A 15462-nucleotide genomic window follows, 5' to 3' on the forward strand; every position below is an offset into this window, starting at 1 on the left:
TGTAACAGATAATGAAGCTCCAGTAGTAAACTGTTTAGATTTACAGATTCAGCTAGATGAATACGGAAATGGAAGCATTGCGTTAAGTGATATTGATGGAAATTCGACAGATAATTGTGGCATTGCTAATGTCACCTTATCACAAATGACTTTTGATTGTTCAGATGTTGGAGGTGATTTAGATAGTTTGATTATTTCTGAATATGTTGATGGGACACAAAATGATTGTATAGAAATCTATAATGGCACTGGTAATCCAGTAAATATGATAGCTGATAATTACCGATTGAGAATATATGCTAATGGTGCCTCATCAGCCACTTATGATATTACTCTTTCAGGTATTATACCTAATGACGATGTATATGTTATTTGTTTTAATTCATTAGGTGTTAATAGTGCTATTATAGACCAATATTCTGGATTCGAATTTAATGGTAATGATGCCATTGCTTTAGTGAAATCTGGAAATGCTGTAGATGTTATAGGCGTTATTGGCACAGATCCTGGGACTGGATGGTCTTCTGGAGGTGTGAGTACTAATGGTACGACCCTAATTAGAAATGTTGATGTACTTCAAGCAAACATCAATGCTTTTGTTGCTAATTTAGCTACTGAATGGTCACAATTCCCTCAAGATACTTATGGTCATTTAGGAACACATGATATTGAAATTACAGATCTGGCTAATAACGTTATTTTAACGGTAACTGATATTCATGGTAATGTTTCTACCTGTGAAGGAAACGTTACTGTGATTGATGCTACACCACCAGTTGCGTTTTGTCAAAACATAACTGTTGCACTTCTTGAAGATGGTACTGTTAGTGTGGATCCTTCTCAAATAGATAATGGTTCTATGGATGCTTGTGGTATTGCCACACTTCAATTGGATGTTACAGATTTTAATTGTAGCCATATTGGAGTTAATCCTGTAGTTTTAACCGTTACAGATGTTAATGGCAATAGTGCGACATGTAATGCAACTGTTACAATTATTGATACAACACCACCTGTGGTTGCTACTCAAGATATTACAGTGCAATTAGGAGGAGATGGAACTGTGAGTATTAGTCCAGAAGATGTAAATAATAATACCATGGATGTTTGTAGTGCTGTTACATTAGAGGTTAGTCCAAATACATTTGATTGTGACAATATAGGAGAGAACACTGTTACACTAACAGCTACAGATATCTATGGAAATTCGTCTTCAGCTACTGCCATAGTTACTGTTGAAGATGTTTATGATCCAACAGCTGTTTGTAACGCTATTTTTGTTTATTTAGAAGCTGATGGGACTTATACACTATCTAATTCTGATATAGAAGCTATTGCAGATGGTAGTTTTGATAATTGTGATGACGATTTAGAATTTACAGTGACTCCAATGAACTTCAGTTGTGACAATAGAGGAGCTAATACGGTGACTTTAACAGTTACGGATAACTATGGAAATAGTGATACCTGTACAGCAACAGTAACCGTAGGTGGTAGTTTTATTGAGGACATCGTTATTTCAGCGAGTGAATTGCCAGAATTCTGTCAAGGAGCTGCTATTGTACTAACAGCAAATGCAGTCGTATCAGCAGGAAGTATAGATAATACAGTAACATACTTATGGGATACTAATGAAACCACACAATCTATAGAAGTGACTGCCAATGGCACTTACGGAGTATTAGTTACGTCTTCAACCAATTGTTCAGAATATATGGAAATAGATATAACTGACTTTGATGCTGGATCTTTAGTAGCTGCTTATACGATTCTTGCTGAAAATGAAGTCTATTTACATGGTAGTAACTTAGTTCAGTCTGGAGGTGTTGGTTCTATGAATCCTACCAATGGAAATGTTAAACTACACCAAGCAACTACCGTTAGTGGATTTGTTCAGTCGGTAAGTTTAGATCTTAACCAAGGAAGTACTGTAGGATCTTGGAATCAAACAGCAGCGAATCCAACTATACCACAGTTTGTTTACAATACGCAGTCTAATAATAGTAGTCCAAGCGTGACCATTAATAATAACCAGACACAGACTCTAAATGGTTCAGTTTATAAAACGATTACTGTTAAACAAGGAGCTACGGTATATTTCAGTCAGTCGAATGTATATATCAATGAGTTGAAAACCTTTGAAGGAGCTTCCATAGAATTTAATACATGTGCCAACGTATTTATCAATGAGAAATTTATGCTAGCACAAGGTGGGACTATCAATGCTGATGACAGTAACAAGGTAATTTTCTTTGTGAATGAGGATGTGCAGATAGAAAAAGGCTCTGATGTTCGAGCCAGTATTCATGCTAATACACATGAACTTATGGTTAAAGGAGATAATGCTAATGGCAATCAAGTAGCTCAGCCAACCTATATGAGAGGTTTGTTTATAGCAAATAAAGTGCATGGTAATAAGAATGTTATTTGGAATGCAGATGACTTATGTGATCCTTGTCCAATTTCAGCTCCTGCTACAGGAGGGAATGAGCATGTTTCGGAAAACACAAGGCTACAATTTAATATAGAAGTAGAAGCTTGGCCAAACCCGTCTGACACAGACTTTAAATTAAGACTGAAAACCGATAATTTATCAGATAAAGCAGAGATAAATGTATTTGATATGAATAATAGATTAGTGCATAAAAGTAACTTCCAGCCAGAAAATGTTTATAAATTTGGAAACGAATTTGATGGAGGTGTCTATTTAGTAAAAGTCTCTCAAGCAGGTAAGCATGTATATACTAGAGTCGTTAAGTTTTAAATAATTAGTGTTATTAATTTTAAAAAGAAACCTTTCAAGTTATTGAAGGGTTTCTTTGTTTTTTAACAAGTACAATATTTATAAACAACTATAAATAGTAGTATCTTTATCTCAATTTAAAAATAAAATATTTTTAAATATTTCCATATTCTCATCAAGAAATTGATTTGGTATATTAGATATTAAAGCATCATTATTTTGAAAGTATGTCACCATTAATAACAACAAAGGACAAGCTAAAAGAACGTATTAAGGAGCTTACATGCTTGTATAATATAAGTTCTTATATTGCTAATTCTAACCTAGAGAATTTACAGCCTACATGGAAAGCTATTGTACATAGTTTACAAGAAGCTATTAGGTATCCAGAAGATGCTTCTGTAGAACTTAAAATAGAAGAAAAATCCTTATCTGTTGGTAAACTATCTGAAAACAAAGTTTATATAGTTTCTGCCATTAAAGCATTTAATAAGCCTATTGGTTCCATAAAAGTGGGTTATTCAAAATTAAAATACAACGAGAATAGTTTTTTAAACGAAGAAATTCAGCTCTTAAATAAAATAGCTCTAGAAGTAGGTAATCTTATTGAACGTAAGCAGATTATTGAAAGTGAAGCTTTAACTAAGAGACAAATTGAACGTGCAGATAGGTTAGGAATTTTAGGGGAAATAACTGCAGGAATTGCTCATGAGCTTAATACACCATTAGCAAATATTTTGGGCTATACTGAATTATTGAAAGACCAATTAAAAAGCAATCCACAATCCATAAAAGATTTAGATAAAATTATAAATAGTGCTATTTTTTCAAGGGAAGTGGTTAAGAAACTCATGTTCTTTTCTTGTGATATGCCACATCAAATGGAGCTTTTAAATATTGTGCCTATTATTGAAGATGCCATAGGATTACTATCTCCTAATTTTAACAAGAAATCTTTAACCTGTCAGCTTCAAATAGATAATCAGCCCATTTTACTTCGTGTAGATGCTGTTCAGCTTACTCAAGTCATTTTTAATTTGGTTATAAATGCTATTTATTTTTCACCAGAAAAAGGGATCATACGAGTTGTAGTCTCCGAAAAAGAGAATCAGGTTATTTTAAAAATTTCAGATGAAGGTTCAGGAATAAAAAAAGAAAATTCAGAAAATATATTTCATCCATTTTTCACTACAAAACCAGTAGGAGAAGGGTCAGGCCTTGGTTTAAGTGTGGTACATGGCATTGTTAAAAGTCATAAAGGAAACATAACATTTGAGTCAAATACACCAAAAGGTACTATTTTTACAATAATACTCCCAAAAAACTAAGGCATGGGTTTAAATAAAGAAAACATTTTACTTGTAGACGATGATATTCATATTTTGGAACTCATTCAACGACATCTACAATCTTTAAATTACCATACATATAAAGCCGTTTCAGTAATTGAAGCCATAGAAATTTTAAAAGATAAGTCCATAGATTTATTGATTACAGACCTCAAAATGCCAGGAGTAGATGGATTGGAATTGGTAAAATATGTGTCTGAACATTATCCAGATATTCCTAAGTTAGTTGTAACAGGTTACCCTTCAATTGATGGTGCTTTAGAAGCAATGAAATCTGGAGTTATGGATTATCTAACCAAACCATTTACAAAGGAAGAGCTCCGTAAAGCTGTCATTAAATCCTTCAAATTAAAACCCAAAAAGAAGTTGCTAAAAGACCCTTTAAAAAGAGATGAAGCAGTTTCTTATGGTGAAATGATAGGTAAATCGGAAGCCATAAAAAAAGTAACAGACGTTATAGAACGCGTAAAAAACAATAAGGCTACTGTTTTTATTACTGGTGAAAGTGGTACTGGAAAAGAGCTTGTAGCTCGTTCCATTCATTATATGGGAAAATTTGCAAGAGCTCCTTTTATTGCTGTAAATTGTGGAGCTATTCCAGAAAACTTATTGGAAGCAGAGTTATTTGGTTATACAAAAGGCGCTTTTACAGGAGCCAATGATAATAGAAATGGATTTTTTCAAGCTGCAAATAATGGCACTTTATTTTTAGATGAAATTGGCAATGCCTCTTTGGCAACTCAACTTCGTTTGCTAAGAGTTTTGCAAGAAAAGGAAGTTACTAGAGTAGGTTCTCAAAAAGTTGAAAAAGTAGATGTAAGAGTTATTGCTGCTACTAACATTGATTTGAAAGAACTTATAAATAAAGGAAAATTTAGGGAAGATTTATATTATAGATTAACCGTTGTACAAATTCATGTACCACCTCTTAGAGAACGTATTGAAGATGTTAGTTTATTAACCGAAAAATTCTTGTTTAAATATGGAGTAGAGTATAAAGACCGATTGATTAAAATCTCACCTGAAGCGCTACAAGTCTTAGAACGTTATTCATGGCCTGGAAATATTAGAGAACTAGAAAATGTTATTCAACGAGCAGTCATAATGTGCGATAAAGAAATAGAAATAAAAGATCTTCCAGAACATATAAAATACCAAATAGATTTCCCAAAAGAAGATAGACTTTTCACTTTAAAGGAAATTGAAAAAAAACATATTCTTAAAGTACTAGCTGCCACAAATAATAATAAATCTCAAGCAGCAAAAATTCTTCAAATAGATAGAAAGACACTTAGCGAAAAATTAAAATAGTCTTTTTTTAATTGCGTACATTTTCCTCAAGTGAGTAAAAATTACCCAGTCCTATCCTTTTATAAAATTATATTTATTTATTTTAAAGTACTAATAAACAGGTGATTATAAATTATTTTTAAAATAATTTATAAAGTTGGCACAAGAGTTGTCTTAAGTGGTATGAATTAAAAAATGAGTTTATGAATACTTTGGATAGAAGTTTATGTAGAACATGTAGGTACGTAGATTCCTGTAGTTTAACATCAAACAAAAGCTTTATTTGGTCTTGTAGCGAATATGAATTAGCTAAAAGCCCAAAAGAAAACAATCAACCCCTAACATTAACAAAAGAGTTCGATCTAAAAACTGAAGAACGATTAGTTGAACTTATCTAAAAAGCAAAACAATGACATTAGTTAAAGAATTAAAAGTAAAAAAACAACCAAAACAAGGGATGTTAGACAATGTATTAAAACAATTTAATACAGCAGCAGATTTAGTGAATTTAAATCCAAACATTAAAAAAATATTAGAAGTAACAAATAATGAATTAATTATTCATTTTCCAGTAAGAATGGATAATGGCAATGTTGAAATTTTTAAAGGCTATCGTGTACAGCATAATAACGCATTAGGACCATATAAAGGTGGTTTACGTTATCATCCAACAATAGATATAGATTCTGTAAAAGCATTAGCTATGTGGATGACCTGGAAAACCTCTTTAGCAGGACTTCCTTATGGAGGTGCAAAAGGAGGTATTCAAATGGATCCAAGTAAATATTCTACTTCAGAGTTAGAACGTATTACAAGACGTTTTACTTATGCATTAGGAGAAAACATTGGACCAGAGCACGATATACCAGCACCAGATGTTAATACAAATGCACAAACTATGGCTTGGATAGCAGATACGTATATGTCTACAAAAGCTCCTTCAGAACGTTCAAAAAATCAACACGTTGTTACTGGAAAACCTATAGGTTCAGGAGGTTTAGAAGGTCGTGATAGAGCTACAGGTTATGGAGTTTATTTAACTATTAAATTTTGGGCAAAGAATAAAAAAATAGATTTAAAAAATAAAACTTTTATAGTTCAAGGTTTCGGAAATGTGGGCTATTGGGCTGCTCATTTCTTAGAATTAGAAGGAGCTAAAATGATTGGAATTCAAGATGCTTTTGGAAGCATCGTAAATAAAAATGGTCTTCCAGTCGAGTTATTATTTGAATACACAAAAACCAATAAGGGTAGTATTATTGATTATCCAAATTCTAGTGCTATTTTAAAAGAAGATTTCTTTAGTTTGGATTGTGACATTTGTATTCCAGCAGCTTTAGGAAATCAGATTACAGAAGAAAATGCGCATCAAATAAAAGCCTTTTTAGTAGCAGAAGGAGCCAATGGACCTACAACTGTTGAAGCAGAAAAAATTCTTTTAGAACGTGGTATTGAAGTTATACCAGATATTCTGTGTAATTCAGGAGGTGTTATTGGAAGTTACTTTGAATGGCTTCAAAACAGAAATGGAGAGCTTTGGGAACTAGATGAGATACTTGTAAAATTAGAAAAGAAGTTAAATGAAGTCTTTAAAAAAGTGTTACAAGCTTCTGAAAGTAAAGGTATAGACTTGAGATCATCAGCTTACTTTATTGCAATAGAGCGAATAGAGAAGGCTTATATACAACGAGGCATTTTCCCATAAACAATTAAAATTTTTAGCAATGAAATACGGTAGCATTATATTAGAAAAGAAGGAATACGTTACTTTAAAAAGACTTATTAATTTATCTGGAAATTATAAAGATGAGTCAAGAAAAAATTCAGTTTTAAGGTTAAAAACCGAATTAGAAACTGCAATAATAACAGATGAAGATGAGATTCCTTTAGACATTATTAGATTTAATTCCATTATTACAATAGAATCTAATGATGGATGGTCTAACACATTTCAACTGGTTTCGCCAGCCGATAGTAATTATTCTGATAAAAAAATATCTGTATTAACACCAATGGGATCGGCTGTCATAGGCTATGCAAAAGGAGACACTATAGATTGGGAATTTCCTGGAGGTGTAAAATCGTTAAAAGTGTTAGAGGTAAAGCAAAATAATATAAACAATCAATATCAATTGTAATGAAAACACTTACACATTATACTCATGAAACAGATGAGCAGGTTTTGCATAAAAAAAGAATTGTAGAAATAAATATCTGGATTTCGCATTTAAATTATATTATTAATGAATGTGATTGGTTGGCAAAAATAGCATCAAATAAAATTCAGGATAAGGATTTAAGAGATTCGCTTTTGGAAAAATCTGAGAATAACTCGTCATTATTAAATGAGTTTTATAGTTATAGAAGCACATTAAACAGTTTTTACGAATGTAACGATCTTGATTGCGATTTGTATTATATTGATTTGCATAGTACATATTGTAAGAAATATTTAAAGCATTTAGAAAACTATCGAGCAGTAAAAGATCAGGTGTTTCTTAAAATATTATTGTAATTAAGTTTACAATTTTGTTAGTTAGTTGGTTTTTTTAAGCTATGAGAGTTTAATAATTCTTGTGGCTTACTTTTTTACATTTTATTAATTTTATATTAAATGTTGCTTAACTTTGCACACTCAAATTGAATATATTTTTACATAAAAAACATGGAGTTATTTTTATTAAGTTTTGGAGCCTTATTTTCTATTATGAATCCATTAGGAACTGTTCCAGTTTTTGTTGGATTAACGGGAGATAATACAAAAAAAGAGCGTGCAGTAACTGCTTTTTGGACAGCTATCGATGTTTTGGCTATTTTGTTATTATCCTTTTTTGCAGGAAAATTTATTCTTTCTTTTTTTGGTATTAGTTTAAATGCTTTAAAAATTGCAGGAGGTTTAATTATCGCATCTTCTGGTTTTGCGTTATTAACAGGTAAATTTAGAGAGCATAAAGGTATGAAACGAGATCGTGTGCAAGAAGATATTCAAAATAGAGATTCTATTTCCTTAACGCCTTTAGCCATACCTATGTTAGCAGGTCCTGGAACCATTTCGCTTTTAATAGCCTATAACCAAGAATATCAATCTACACAAGACATATTAATTTTAGTAGGTTCTATGATTTTTGTTTCTTTTACTATTTATTTAATTTTAAAAAGTGCACATTTAATTGTGAAATTCTTAGGAGCCTCAGGCATTAATGCACTATCAAGAATCATAGGGTTTATAGTTATTGCAATAGGAGTAGAGTATATTATGTCTTCTGTAATTTCGGTTTTTGAAAGTCTAATATAGATTCGTTGTAATAAAAATAAAAAGCCTTCTTCAAACTTAAATTGAAGAATACTTTTTATTTTATTGATTGAATAATTATTTTTTTCTAGTGTAGGTAATTTCCATGTTCTTTAAATCCTTCCCATTTTCAACTATAAACATTTCAAATTTATGTGAATCTTCAGAAGTTTTTGTAATCACTTCTTTTACGTGCATTTCTTTACCTGTAGCAGGATCGATCATCTTACCTTCTAAGGTTAAGTTATCTGCTTTCGTATTGTATTCCCCTTCCATAAACATAATACTACTTCCAAAATTATCTATCCAAGTAGCTAAGAATTTTTTTTGAGCCTTATCGTATCCCGTAATACTTTCACCCATAAAAGGTTGACCCATCATATTTCCTGAGTGTGAAGACCTTTGGTATAAGCCACCCATAATCATTTCGTTTGTTGTGGATGCTTTAGATATATTAGGTTCTTGAGATGTTGGATCCATCCACATTTTTACAGTGGCATCCCATTGTCCATTCATAGAAGCTAGCCATTTGTGTTGCTCTCCTGGTGTCATATTTTCTTGCCAGGCTTTCATTTCTTCTGGTGTTTGTGAGAAAGCAGTTATACCTACTAACAAACACATATTAGTGATTATTAATTTTTTCATAATTCAAAAGATTAATTGGTTTATTATAAAGATACAATAAAATTTAATCGATTGTTCTTCTGTATATTACAATGGAATGTTCCCATGTTTACGTTTTGGTCTTTCAACCTCTTTATTTTCAAGCATGGAAAAGGCTTTAATTAGTTTACGTCTGGTGTCTTTTGGTAGAATAACTTCATCAATAAAACCACGTTCAGCAGCAGAATATGGATTTGCAAATAAGTCGGCATATTCAGCTTCTTTTTCTTTCCATTTAGCTTCTTTGTCTTCTGCTTTATTTATTTCATTTTTAAAAATAATTTCAGCTGCACCTTTGGCTCCCATAACAGCAATTTCTGCACTTGGCCAAGCAAAGTTCATATCTGCTCCAATATGTTTAGAATTCATAACATCGTAAGCTCCACCATAAGCTTTACGTGTAATTACAGTGACTCTAGGAACCGTAGCTTCGCTAAAAGCATATAATAGTTTAGCTCCATGAACAATTATCCCATTCCATTCTTGATCTGTTCCAGGTAAGAATCCAGGAACATCTTCTAAAACTAGTAAGGGAATGTTAAAACAATCGCAAAAACGTACAAATCTGGCTGCTTTTTTTGAACTGTTTACATCTAATACACCAGCTAAAAACATGGGTTGATTGGCAACTATTCCTATGCTTTTCCCACCTAAACGAGCAAATCCAACAAGAATATTTTCAGCATAATCTTTATGAATTTCATAAAAGGAATCCTCGTCAATAATACCAGAAATGACATCATGCATATCGTAAGGTTTGTTGGCATTGTCTGGTACAATATCTGAAAGGCTTTCTCTAACTTCCTCCTGTAATTCAAACGAAAGTGGAGCAGGAGTTTCTTTATTATTTTGAGGCAAATAACTTAATAATTTTTTTACATCTTCAAGACATTCTATATCATTTGAGGAGGTTTTATGAGCCACACCAGATTTAGTTGAATGTGTACTGGCTCCACCTAATTCTTCACTAGATACCTCTTCGTTAGTTACTGTTTTTACCACATTTGGACCAGTAACAAACATATAGCTGGTATTTTCAACCATGATTGTGAAATCTGTCATTGCAGGAGAATACACTGCTCCACCAGCACATGGACCCATAATGGCTGAAATTTGTGGAATCACTCCAGAAGCCTGTACGTTACGGTAAAAAATATCGGCATAACCACCAAGCGAACGAACACCTTCTTGAATACGTGCACCACCAGAATCGTTTAAACCAATTATTGGAGCACCAACCTTAACAGCTAGATCCATGACTTTACATATTTTCTCAGCATGTGTTTCGGATAAGGAACCACCAAAAACAGTAAAGTCTTGTGCAAATACATAAACTAATCTGCCATTTACAGTTCCATAACCTGTTACCACACCATCTCCATAAAACTGTTGGCTTTCCATGCCAAAATCTTTGGTTCTATGTGTTACAAGGGTTCCAATTTCTTCAAAAGAACCTTCGTCTAATAAATACATGACACGTTCTCTAGCTGTTAATTTTTTCTTTTCGTGTTGTTTATCAATACGCTTTTGTCCACCACCTAAATAGGCTTGATTTAGTTTTTCGTTGAGGGTGTTTATTTTTGATTTCATAATAGTTTTTCTATAAAAGAAACACTTCGACAAGCTCAGTGTAACAATAATAAATTTCAGTTAATTAGGTAAACGTAATAGTTTTTGATCTTCTAAATATTGCTTTACTGCTAAGTATGCTGCTATTTTAGCTTCGTTTTCATGCTTAGCTTTGAGAATTTCAGGGGCATAGTATTTCTTCACAAAATGCGTGTCGAAATTTCCAGATTTAAAGGCCTCATGTTCGCAGACAAAGGTTCCAAAAGGTAAGGTGGTTTGAATCCCTTTAATTTGATAATTCTCAATGGCTTTTATCATGAGCTGAATGGCTTCGTCACGTGTTTCGCCATAAGTTATTAGTTTTGATAACATTGGATCGTAATAAATAGGAATGTCCATACCTTCTTCGAAACCATTATCCACTCTAATGTTTTCGCCTATTGGTAGTTTGTAAACTTCCAGATTACCAACACTTGGTAGGAAATCGTTTAACGGATCTTCAGCATACACTCTTAACTCTAAGGCATGACCTTTAATCTTTAAATCTTCTTGTTTAAAAGGAAGGACTTCTCCTCGAGCCACTCGAATTTGCAATTCTACCAAATCTGTTCCAGTAATTAATTCGGTTACAGGATGTTCCACTTGCAAACGTGTATTCATTTCTAAGAAATAGAAGTTGTAATTTTCGTCTAATAAGAATTCAACTGTTCCAGCTCCTAGATACTCACAAGATTTAGCCACTTTTACTGCAGCTTCTCCCATTTTTTTACGTAATTCTATGGAAAGTACTGAGGAAGGAGCTTCTTCTACTACTTTTTGATGACGACGTTGGATGCTGCATTCTCTTTCAAATAAATGAATGATATTACCATGGTTATCTGCCATGACTTGTATTTCGATATGTCTAGGAGAAGTTACATACTTTTCTATAAAAACAGAACCATCACCAAAAGCATTTACAGCTTCGCTAATAGCACGTTCCATTTGAGACACAAAATCGGCTTCTTTTTCAACGACACGCATCCCTTTTCCACCACCACCAGCTGAGGCTTTGATTAGAATAGGAAAACCAATGTCTTTTGCAATTTTTTTAGCTTCAGGAATATCTGTAATAGCTTCATCTGTTCCAGGAACCATAGGAATGTTATAGGTTTTAACAGCTTCTTTAGCTGCTAATTTAGAACCCATAATTTTTATGGCTTTAGATTTTGGACCAATAAATGTGATGTTATTTTTTTCGCATAGTTCAGCAAAATGTGCATTTTCACTTAAAAAACCATATCCAGGATGAATGGCATCTACATTTAGTTCTTTAGCAACTTCAATAATTTTATCACCTAATAGATAAGACTGACTTGATGGTGCTTCACCAATTAAAACAGCTTCATCTGCATATTTAACATGAGGTGCATGTCTGTCTGCCGTAGAATAAACTGCGACTGTTTTTATGCCCATTTTTTTAGCAGTTCGCATGACGCGAATGGCAATTTCTCCTCTATTTGCTATTAGTATCTTCTTCATGTTATTCAAACTCTATTAATAGTTGATTTTTGTCTACTGTTTCACTTTTTGAAACTGCAATTGATTTAATAACACCATCTCTAGGAGAGGTTAACATATTTTCCATTTTCATGGCTTCAAGAATTAAAAGAGGATCATCTTCTTTTACTTCCTGACCAACTTTTACATTAATATCTAAAATTAATCCAGGCATAGGCGCTTTTATGTCGTTGATTTTTTTTGTAGTTCCAACTTCAAAGCCCATTTTTTTAATTAATTCATCTAATGCGTTGTTAATTTCAACTGTATACGAATTATTATTAATTAGGATGGTGTAGGTTTTATTAATAAAATCTTGATTTGTGATTTTAGCCTTATAAGACTTATTATTTTCAAGAATATGATATTGATTGCTTGCAAGTGATATGGCATCAAATTCAGTAATTTTTTCTGGTTCTATGTCGAATTCAAATGAATTATTGACATGAATTTTAAATGTTTTTGGCATAATTTATTAATGAACTGTAAATATAATTATAATATATAGAATTTAGTTAAGCTTTGAATTTAGATATTTGTTGATGAGAAATAATGGCTTTTCTTGCTAAAAATAACCCAACAAATAATGATAGAAAAGCACCTATCCAAATACCTGGAATAAAGTCTATAAATAGAAAGAAATCGTAAGCGCCATGAAAAAGAACAGCAAGGAAAAGGCCTAATAAATTATATTTCCAAGGTTGTTTTGAGAATTTTGCTTTGCCCATAAAATAGCCCATAAGTACTGCAAAAGTAGCATGAGCTGGAACAGCAGTAAAGGCTCTTAAAATGGCCACTTGATAACCACCTTCTATGACGTACATGATATTTTCGGTAGCAGCAAAACCCATAGATACCATAACGGCATACATAATACCATCAAATGGTTCGTTGAATTCTTTATTAGGTTGCGCAAAAAAGCGCACAATAATATACTTGCTAAATTCTTCTATTACAGCTACTATAAGAAATGCTTTTAAAAATTGTTGGGTGATACTATATTTATCGGTTAGAGGAAGTAAAATGTCTGTACCTAAATACAAAATAGTCGTTATTAATACACTCACTATAGCTCCTAATATGAAATTAAAAAACAATAATCTTCTAGGCTCTTTTTCATATTCATCTTTACAATAAATGTAAAGAATAATAGCAATAACAGGAGCAATGGCTAAGAGTAATAATTTCATGAAATGAAAATAGTAAAATTAAATTAGTTGTAAGATATGTTTTAAAACAACTTGATAATATGTTTTATTTGAAGGGACTAAATGATTATTATTATCAGTGAACTTTAAAATTTTTTTAAACTCTGATATGCTAACTAATTTTAATGTTTCGACTTCCCCAATTTGAGGTGTTAATTTATTAATGGATACATTTAACTCCACTAAAAACGTATGATGAAACTCATTATCAACAATCCCATTTTCATAGGTTTGAAAACAAGGAAACACCCCAATTTTATACAATTCATTTTCTCTAATAGCCAAGCCTATTTCTTCCTGTGTTTCTCTTATAGCTGCCTCTTCAATAGTTTCTCCAGCATCTACATGTCCAGCCACAGACACATCCCAAAGCAAAGGGCAAATGGTTTTTGTAGCAGCACGTTGGGCTAATAAAATTTCACCCTTTTTTGTGTAATACCAAACATGTGCTGTGTTGTGGTAGTAACCTTTTGTGTGAATTTCAGACTTTAAAGCTGTCTTTCCAGTCGGTTTTTGATCTTTGGTTATGATGTCAATTAATTCGTCCATATAAAAACCGTCATTACGAAACATTTTGGTAGTCTATTCACTTATTTAAATGATTACATTTATAAACAGATTGCCACGTCACTACACTCCTTGCAATGACAGATTATGGGTTATTTAAAATATGAAAACGTTTCGCCATCTTCAATTTTAAGTAGCGTTTCGTAAATCAGTTTAATCACATTCTCCACATCGTCTCTATGTACCATTTCTACTGTGGTATGCATGTATCTTAGAGGTAAAGAAATTAATGCTGAAGCTACACCACCATTGCTATAAGCAAAAGCATCTGTATCTGTTCCAGTTGCTCTAGATAGAGCAGAACGTTGAAACGGAATTTTCTTTTCTTCGGCTGTTTCAGTAATTAAATCTCTAAGTTTTTGTTGCACAGCAGGCGCATAAGCAACAACAGGACCAAGCCCAAGTTCTAAATGACCTTCTTTTTTCTTATCAATCATTGGCGTTGTGGTATCGTGTGTCACATCTGTAACAATTGCCACATTTGGTTTGATGGTTTGTGTAATCATTTCAGCACCACGTAAACCAATTTCTTCCTGTACCGAATTGGTAATATACAAACCAAAAGGCAGCTTCTTTTTGTTTTCATGTAGTAAACGTGCTACTTCTGCAATCATAAAGCCTCCCATTCTGTTATCTAAAGCACGACAAACAAATTTGTCTTTATTTAGAATATGAAATTCGTCTGGATAGGTAATTACACAACCAACATGAATTCCCATTTTTTCAACTACAGCTTTATCTTTTGTACCAACATCTATTGTAATGTTATCAGGTTTTGGAGTTTCTTCTTTCGATTTGTCTCTGGTATGTATTGCTGGCCAACCAAAAACACCTTTAACAATGCCTTTTTTAGTGTGTATATTTACAATTTTACTAGGAGCGATTTGATGATCGCTTCCACCATTTCTAATTACGTAAATTAGACCATTATCTGATATATAATTAACATACCATGAAATTTCATCGGCATGTCCTTCAATTACTACTTTAAATTTAGCTTTTGGGTTAATTACACCAACAGCAGAACCATAGGTATCTGTAATAAACTCATCTACATAAGGTTCTAAGTACTTCATCCAGATTTTTTGCCCTTCCCATTCGTAACCTGTTGGAGCTGCATTGTTTAAATATGTCTCTAAAAAATCTAGCGATTTTTTGTTTAAAATGCTCTTTTTTGCCATGATAAAAATTTTTGCACTAAAATAATAATATTAATAGTATTTTATGGTTTTTGCTTAGGTA

The 15462-nt window shown here is 32.4% G+C and carries 15 protein-coding genes; 8 read left to right on the top strand and 7 right to left on the bottom strand.

Annotated features, from left to right (window positions below):
- From FVF61_RS06080 to FVF61_RS06115, 8 genes are all read left to right on the top strand, one after another.
- A partial coding sequence (locus FVF61_RS06080; protein WP_158635188.1) for a T9SS type A sorting domain-containing protein occupies positions 1–2764 on the top strand: 2764 nt, incomplete at its 5' end.
- Between the two features lie 206 nt (positions 2765–2970).
- Positions 2971–4071: a sensor histidine kinase gene (locus tag FVF61_RS06085; protein WP_148454412.1), complete on the top strand. Its 1101-nt coding sequence runs from the start codon at positions 2971–2973 to the stop codon at positions 4069–4071.
- Between the two features lie 3 nt (positions 4072–4074).
- The gene (locus FVF61_RS06090) at positions 4075–5403 is read left to right on the top strand and encodes a sigma-54-dependent transcriptional regulator (RefSeq protein WP_148454414.1); all 1329 of its coding nucleotides are present in this window, start codon (positions 4075–4077) and stop codon (positions 5401–5403) included.
- Positions 5404–5585: 182 nt separating this feature from the next.
- Complete coding sequence (locus tag FVF61_RS06095) at positions 5586–5780, top strand: hypothetical protein (protein ID WP_148454416.1); 195 nt, start codon at positions 5586–5588, stop codon at positions 5778–5780.
- An 11-nt stretch (positions 5781–5791) separates the two neighbouring features.
- A complete protein-coding gene (locus tag FVF61_RS06100) occupies positions 5792–7087 on the top strand; it encodes a Glu/Leu/Phe/Val family dehydrogenase (RefSeq protein ID WP_148454418.1) in 1296 nt (431 codons plus the stop codon).
- Between the two features lie 19 nt (positions 7088–7106).
- Positions 7107–7520 carry a GreA/GreB family elongation factor gene (locus FVF61_RS06105; protein WP_148454420.1) on the top strand — a complete coding sequence of 138 codons (414 nt, stop codon included), beginning with the start codon at positions 7107–7109 and terminating at the stop codon, positions 7518–7520.
- The gene (locus FVF61_RS06110; RefSeq protein ID WP_148454421.1) at positions 7520–7897 is read left to right on the top strand and encodes a hypothetical protein; all 378 of its coding nucleotides are present in this window, start codon (positions 7520–7522) and stop codon (positions 7895–7897) included. Before FVF61_RS06105 ends, FVF61_RS06110 begins: the two co-directional genes overlap by 1 nt.
- Before the next feature lie 150 nt (positions 7898–8047).
- On the top strand, positions 8048–8677 hold the full coding sequence (locus FVF61_RS06115) for a MarC family NAAT transporter (RefSeq protein WP_148454423.1): 630 nt from the start codon (positions 8048–8050) through the stop codon (positions 8675–8677).
- Between the two features lie 75 nt (positions 8678–8752).
- Here FVF61_RS06115 and FVF61_RS06120 read toward each other — a convergent pair whose 3' ends face one another.
- The 7 genes from FVF61_RS06120 to FVF61_RS06150 form a co-directional block, all read right to left on the bottom strand.
- Positions 8753–9319: a DUF1579 domain-containing protein gene (locus FVF61_RS06120; RefSeq protein ID WP_148454425.1), complete on the bottom strand. Its 567-nt coding sequence runs from the start codon at positions 9317–9319 to the stop codon at positions 8753–8755.
- A gap of 66 nt (positions 9320–9385) precedes the next feature.
- A complete protein-coding gene (locus FVF61_RS06125) occupies positions 9386–10927 on the bottom strand; it encodes an acyl-CoA carboxylase subunit beta (protein WP_148454428.1) in 1542 nt (513 codons plus the stop codon).
- A gap of 60 nt (positions 10928–10987) precedes the next feature.
- Entirely contained in the window at positions 10988–12427 is a 1440-nt protein-coding gene (gene accC, locus FVF61_RS06130; protein ID WP_148454430.1) for an acetyl-CoA carboxylase biotin carboxylase subunit, read from the bottom strand.
- A 1-nt stretch (position 12428) separates the two neighbouring features.
- Positions 12429–12914, bottom strand: a complete 486-nt coding sequence (locus tag FVF61_RS06135; protein WP_148454432.1) for an acetyl-CoA carboxylase biotin carboxyl carrier protein subunit — start codon at positions 12912–12914, stop codon at positions 12429–12431.
- A 46-nt stretch (positions 12915–12960) separates the two neighbouring features.
- Positions 12961–13635 (bottom strand): PrsW family intramembrane metalloprotease, encoded by a 675-nt coding sequence (locus tag FVF61_RS06140; RefSeq protein ID WP_148454434.1) that lies wholly within the window; start codon positions 13633–13635, stop codon positions 12961–12963.
- A gap of 18 nt (positions 13636–13653) precedes the next feature.
- On the bottom strand, positions 13654–14226 hold the full coding sequence (locus FVF61_RS06145; RefSeq protein WP_233586721.1) for an NUDIX hydrolase: 573 nt from the start codon (positions 14224–14226) through the stop codon (positions 13654–13656).
- 86 nt (positions 14227–14312) lie between these two features.
- On the bottom strand, positions 14313–15401 hold the full coding sequence (locus FVF61_RS06150; RefSeq protein WP_148454438.1) for a M42 family metallopeptidase: 1089 nt from the start codon (positions 15399–15401) through the stop codon (positions 14313–14315).
- Between the last annotated feature and the right edge of the window lie 61 nt (positions 15402–15462).

Origin of the sequence: Xanthomarina maritima (assembly GCF_008084905.1) — a bacterium.
GTDB classification, from domain to species: Bacteria; Bacteroidota; Bacteroidia; order Flavobacteriales; family Flavobacteriaceae; genus Xanthomarina; species Xanthomarina maritima.

Excerpts from the sequence above, each read along its gene's own strand:
- FVF61_RS06145 (WP_233586721.1), bottom strand. The coding sequence starts at position 14,226 with ATGTTTCGTAATGACGGTTTTTATATGGACGAATTAATTGACATCATA.
- FVF61_RS06150 (WP_148454438.1), bottom strand. The coding sequence starts at position 15,401 with ATGGCAAAAAAGAGCATTTTAAACAAAAAATCGCTAGATTTTTTAGAG.
- accC (WP_148454430.1), bottom strand. The coding sequence starts at position 12,427 with ATGAAGAAGATACTAATAGCAAATAGAGGAGAAATTGCCATTCGCGTC.
- FVF61_RS06095 (WP_148454416.1), top strand. The coding sequence starts at position 5,586 with ATGAATACTTTGGATAGAAGTTTATGTAGAACATGTAGGTACGTAGAT.
- FVF61_RS06085 (WP_148454412.1), top strand. The coding sequence starts at position 2,971 with ATGTCACCATTAATAACAACAAAGGACAAGCTAAAAGAACGTATTAAG.
- FVF61_RS06135 (WP_148454432.1), bottom strand. The coding sequence starts at position 12,914 with ATGCCAAAAACATTTAAAATTCATGTCAATAATTCATTTGAATTCGAC.
- FVF61_RS06125 (WP_148454428.1), bottom strand. The coding sequence starts at position 10,927 with ATGAAATCAAAAATAAACACCCTCAACGAAAAACTAAATCAAGCCTAT.
- FVF61_RS06105 (WP_148454420.1), top strand. The coding sequence starts at position 7,107 with ATGAAATACGGTAGCATTATATTAGAAAAGAAGGAATACGTTACTTTA.
- FVF61_RS06140 (WP_148454434.1), bottom strand. The coding sequence starts at position 13,635 with ATGAAATTATTACTCTTAGCCATTGCTCCTGTTATTGCTATTATTCTT.
- FVF61_RS06110 (WP_148454421.1), top strand. The coding sequence starts at position 7,520 with ATGAAAACACTTACACATTATACTCATGAAACAGATGAGCAGGTTTTG.
- FVF61_RS06090 (WP_148454414.1), top strand. The coding sequence starts at position 4,075 with ATGGGTTTAAATAAAGAAAACATTTTACTTGTAGACGATGATATTCAT.
- FVF61_RS06120 (WP_148454425.1), bottom strand. The coding sequence starts at position 9,319 with ATGAAAAAATTAATAATCACTAATATGTGTTTGTTAGTAGGTATAACT.
- FVF61_RS06100 (WP_148454418.1), top strand. The coding sequence starts at position 5,792 with ATGACATTAGTTAAAGAATTAAAAGTAAAAAAACAACCAAAACAAGGG.
- FVF61_RS06115 (WP_148454423.1), top strand. The coding sequence starts at position 8,048 with ATGGAGTTATTTTTATTAAGTTTTGGAGCCTTATTTTCTATTATGAAT.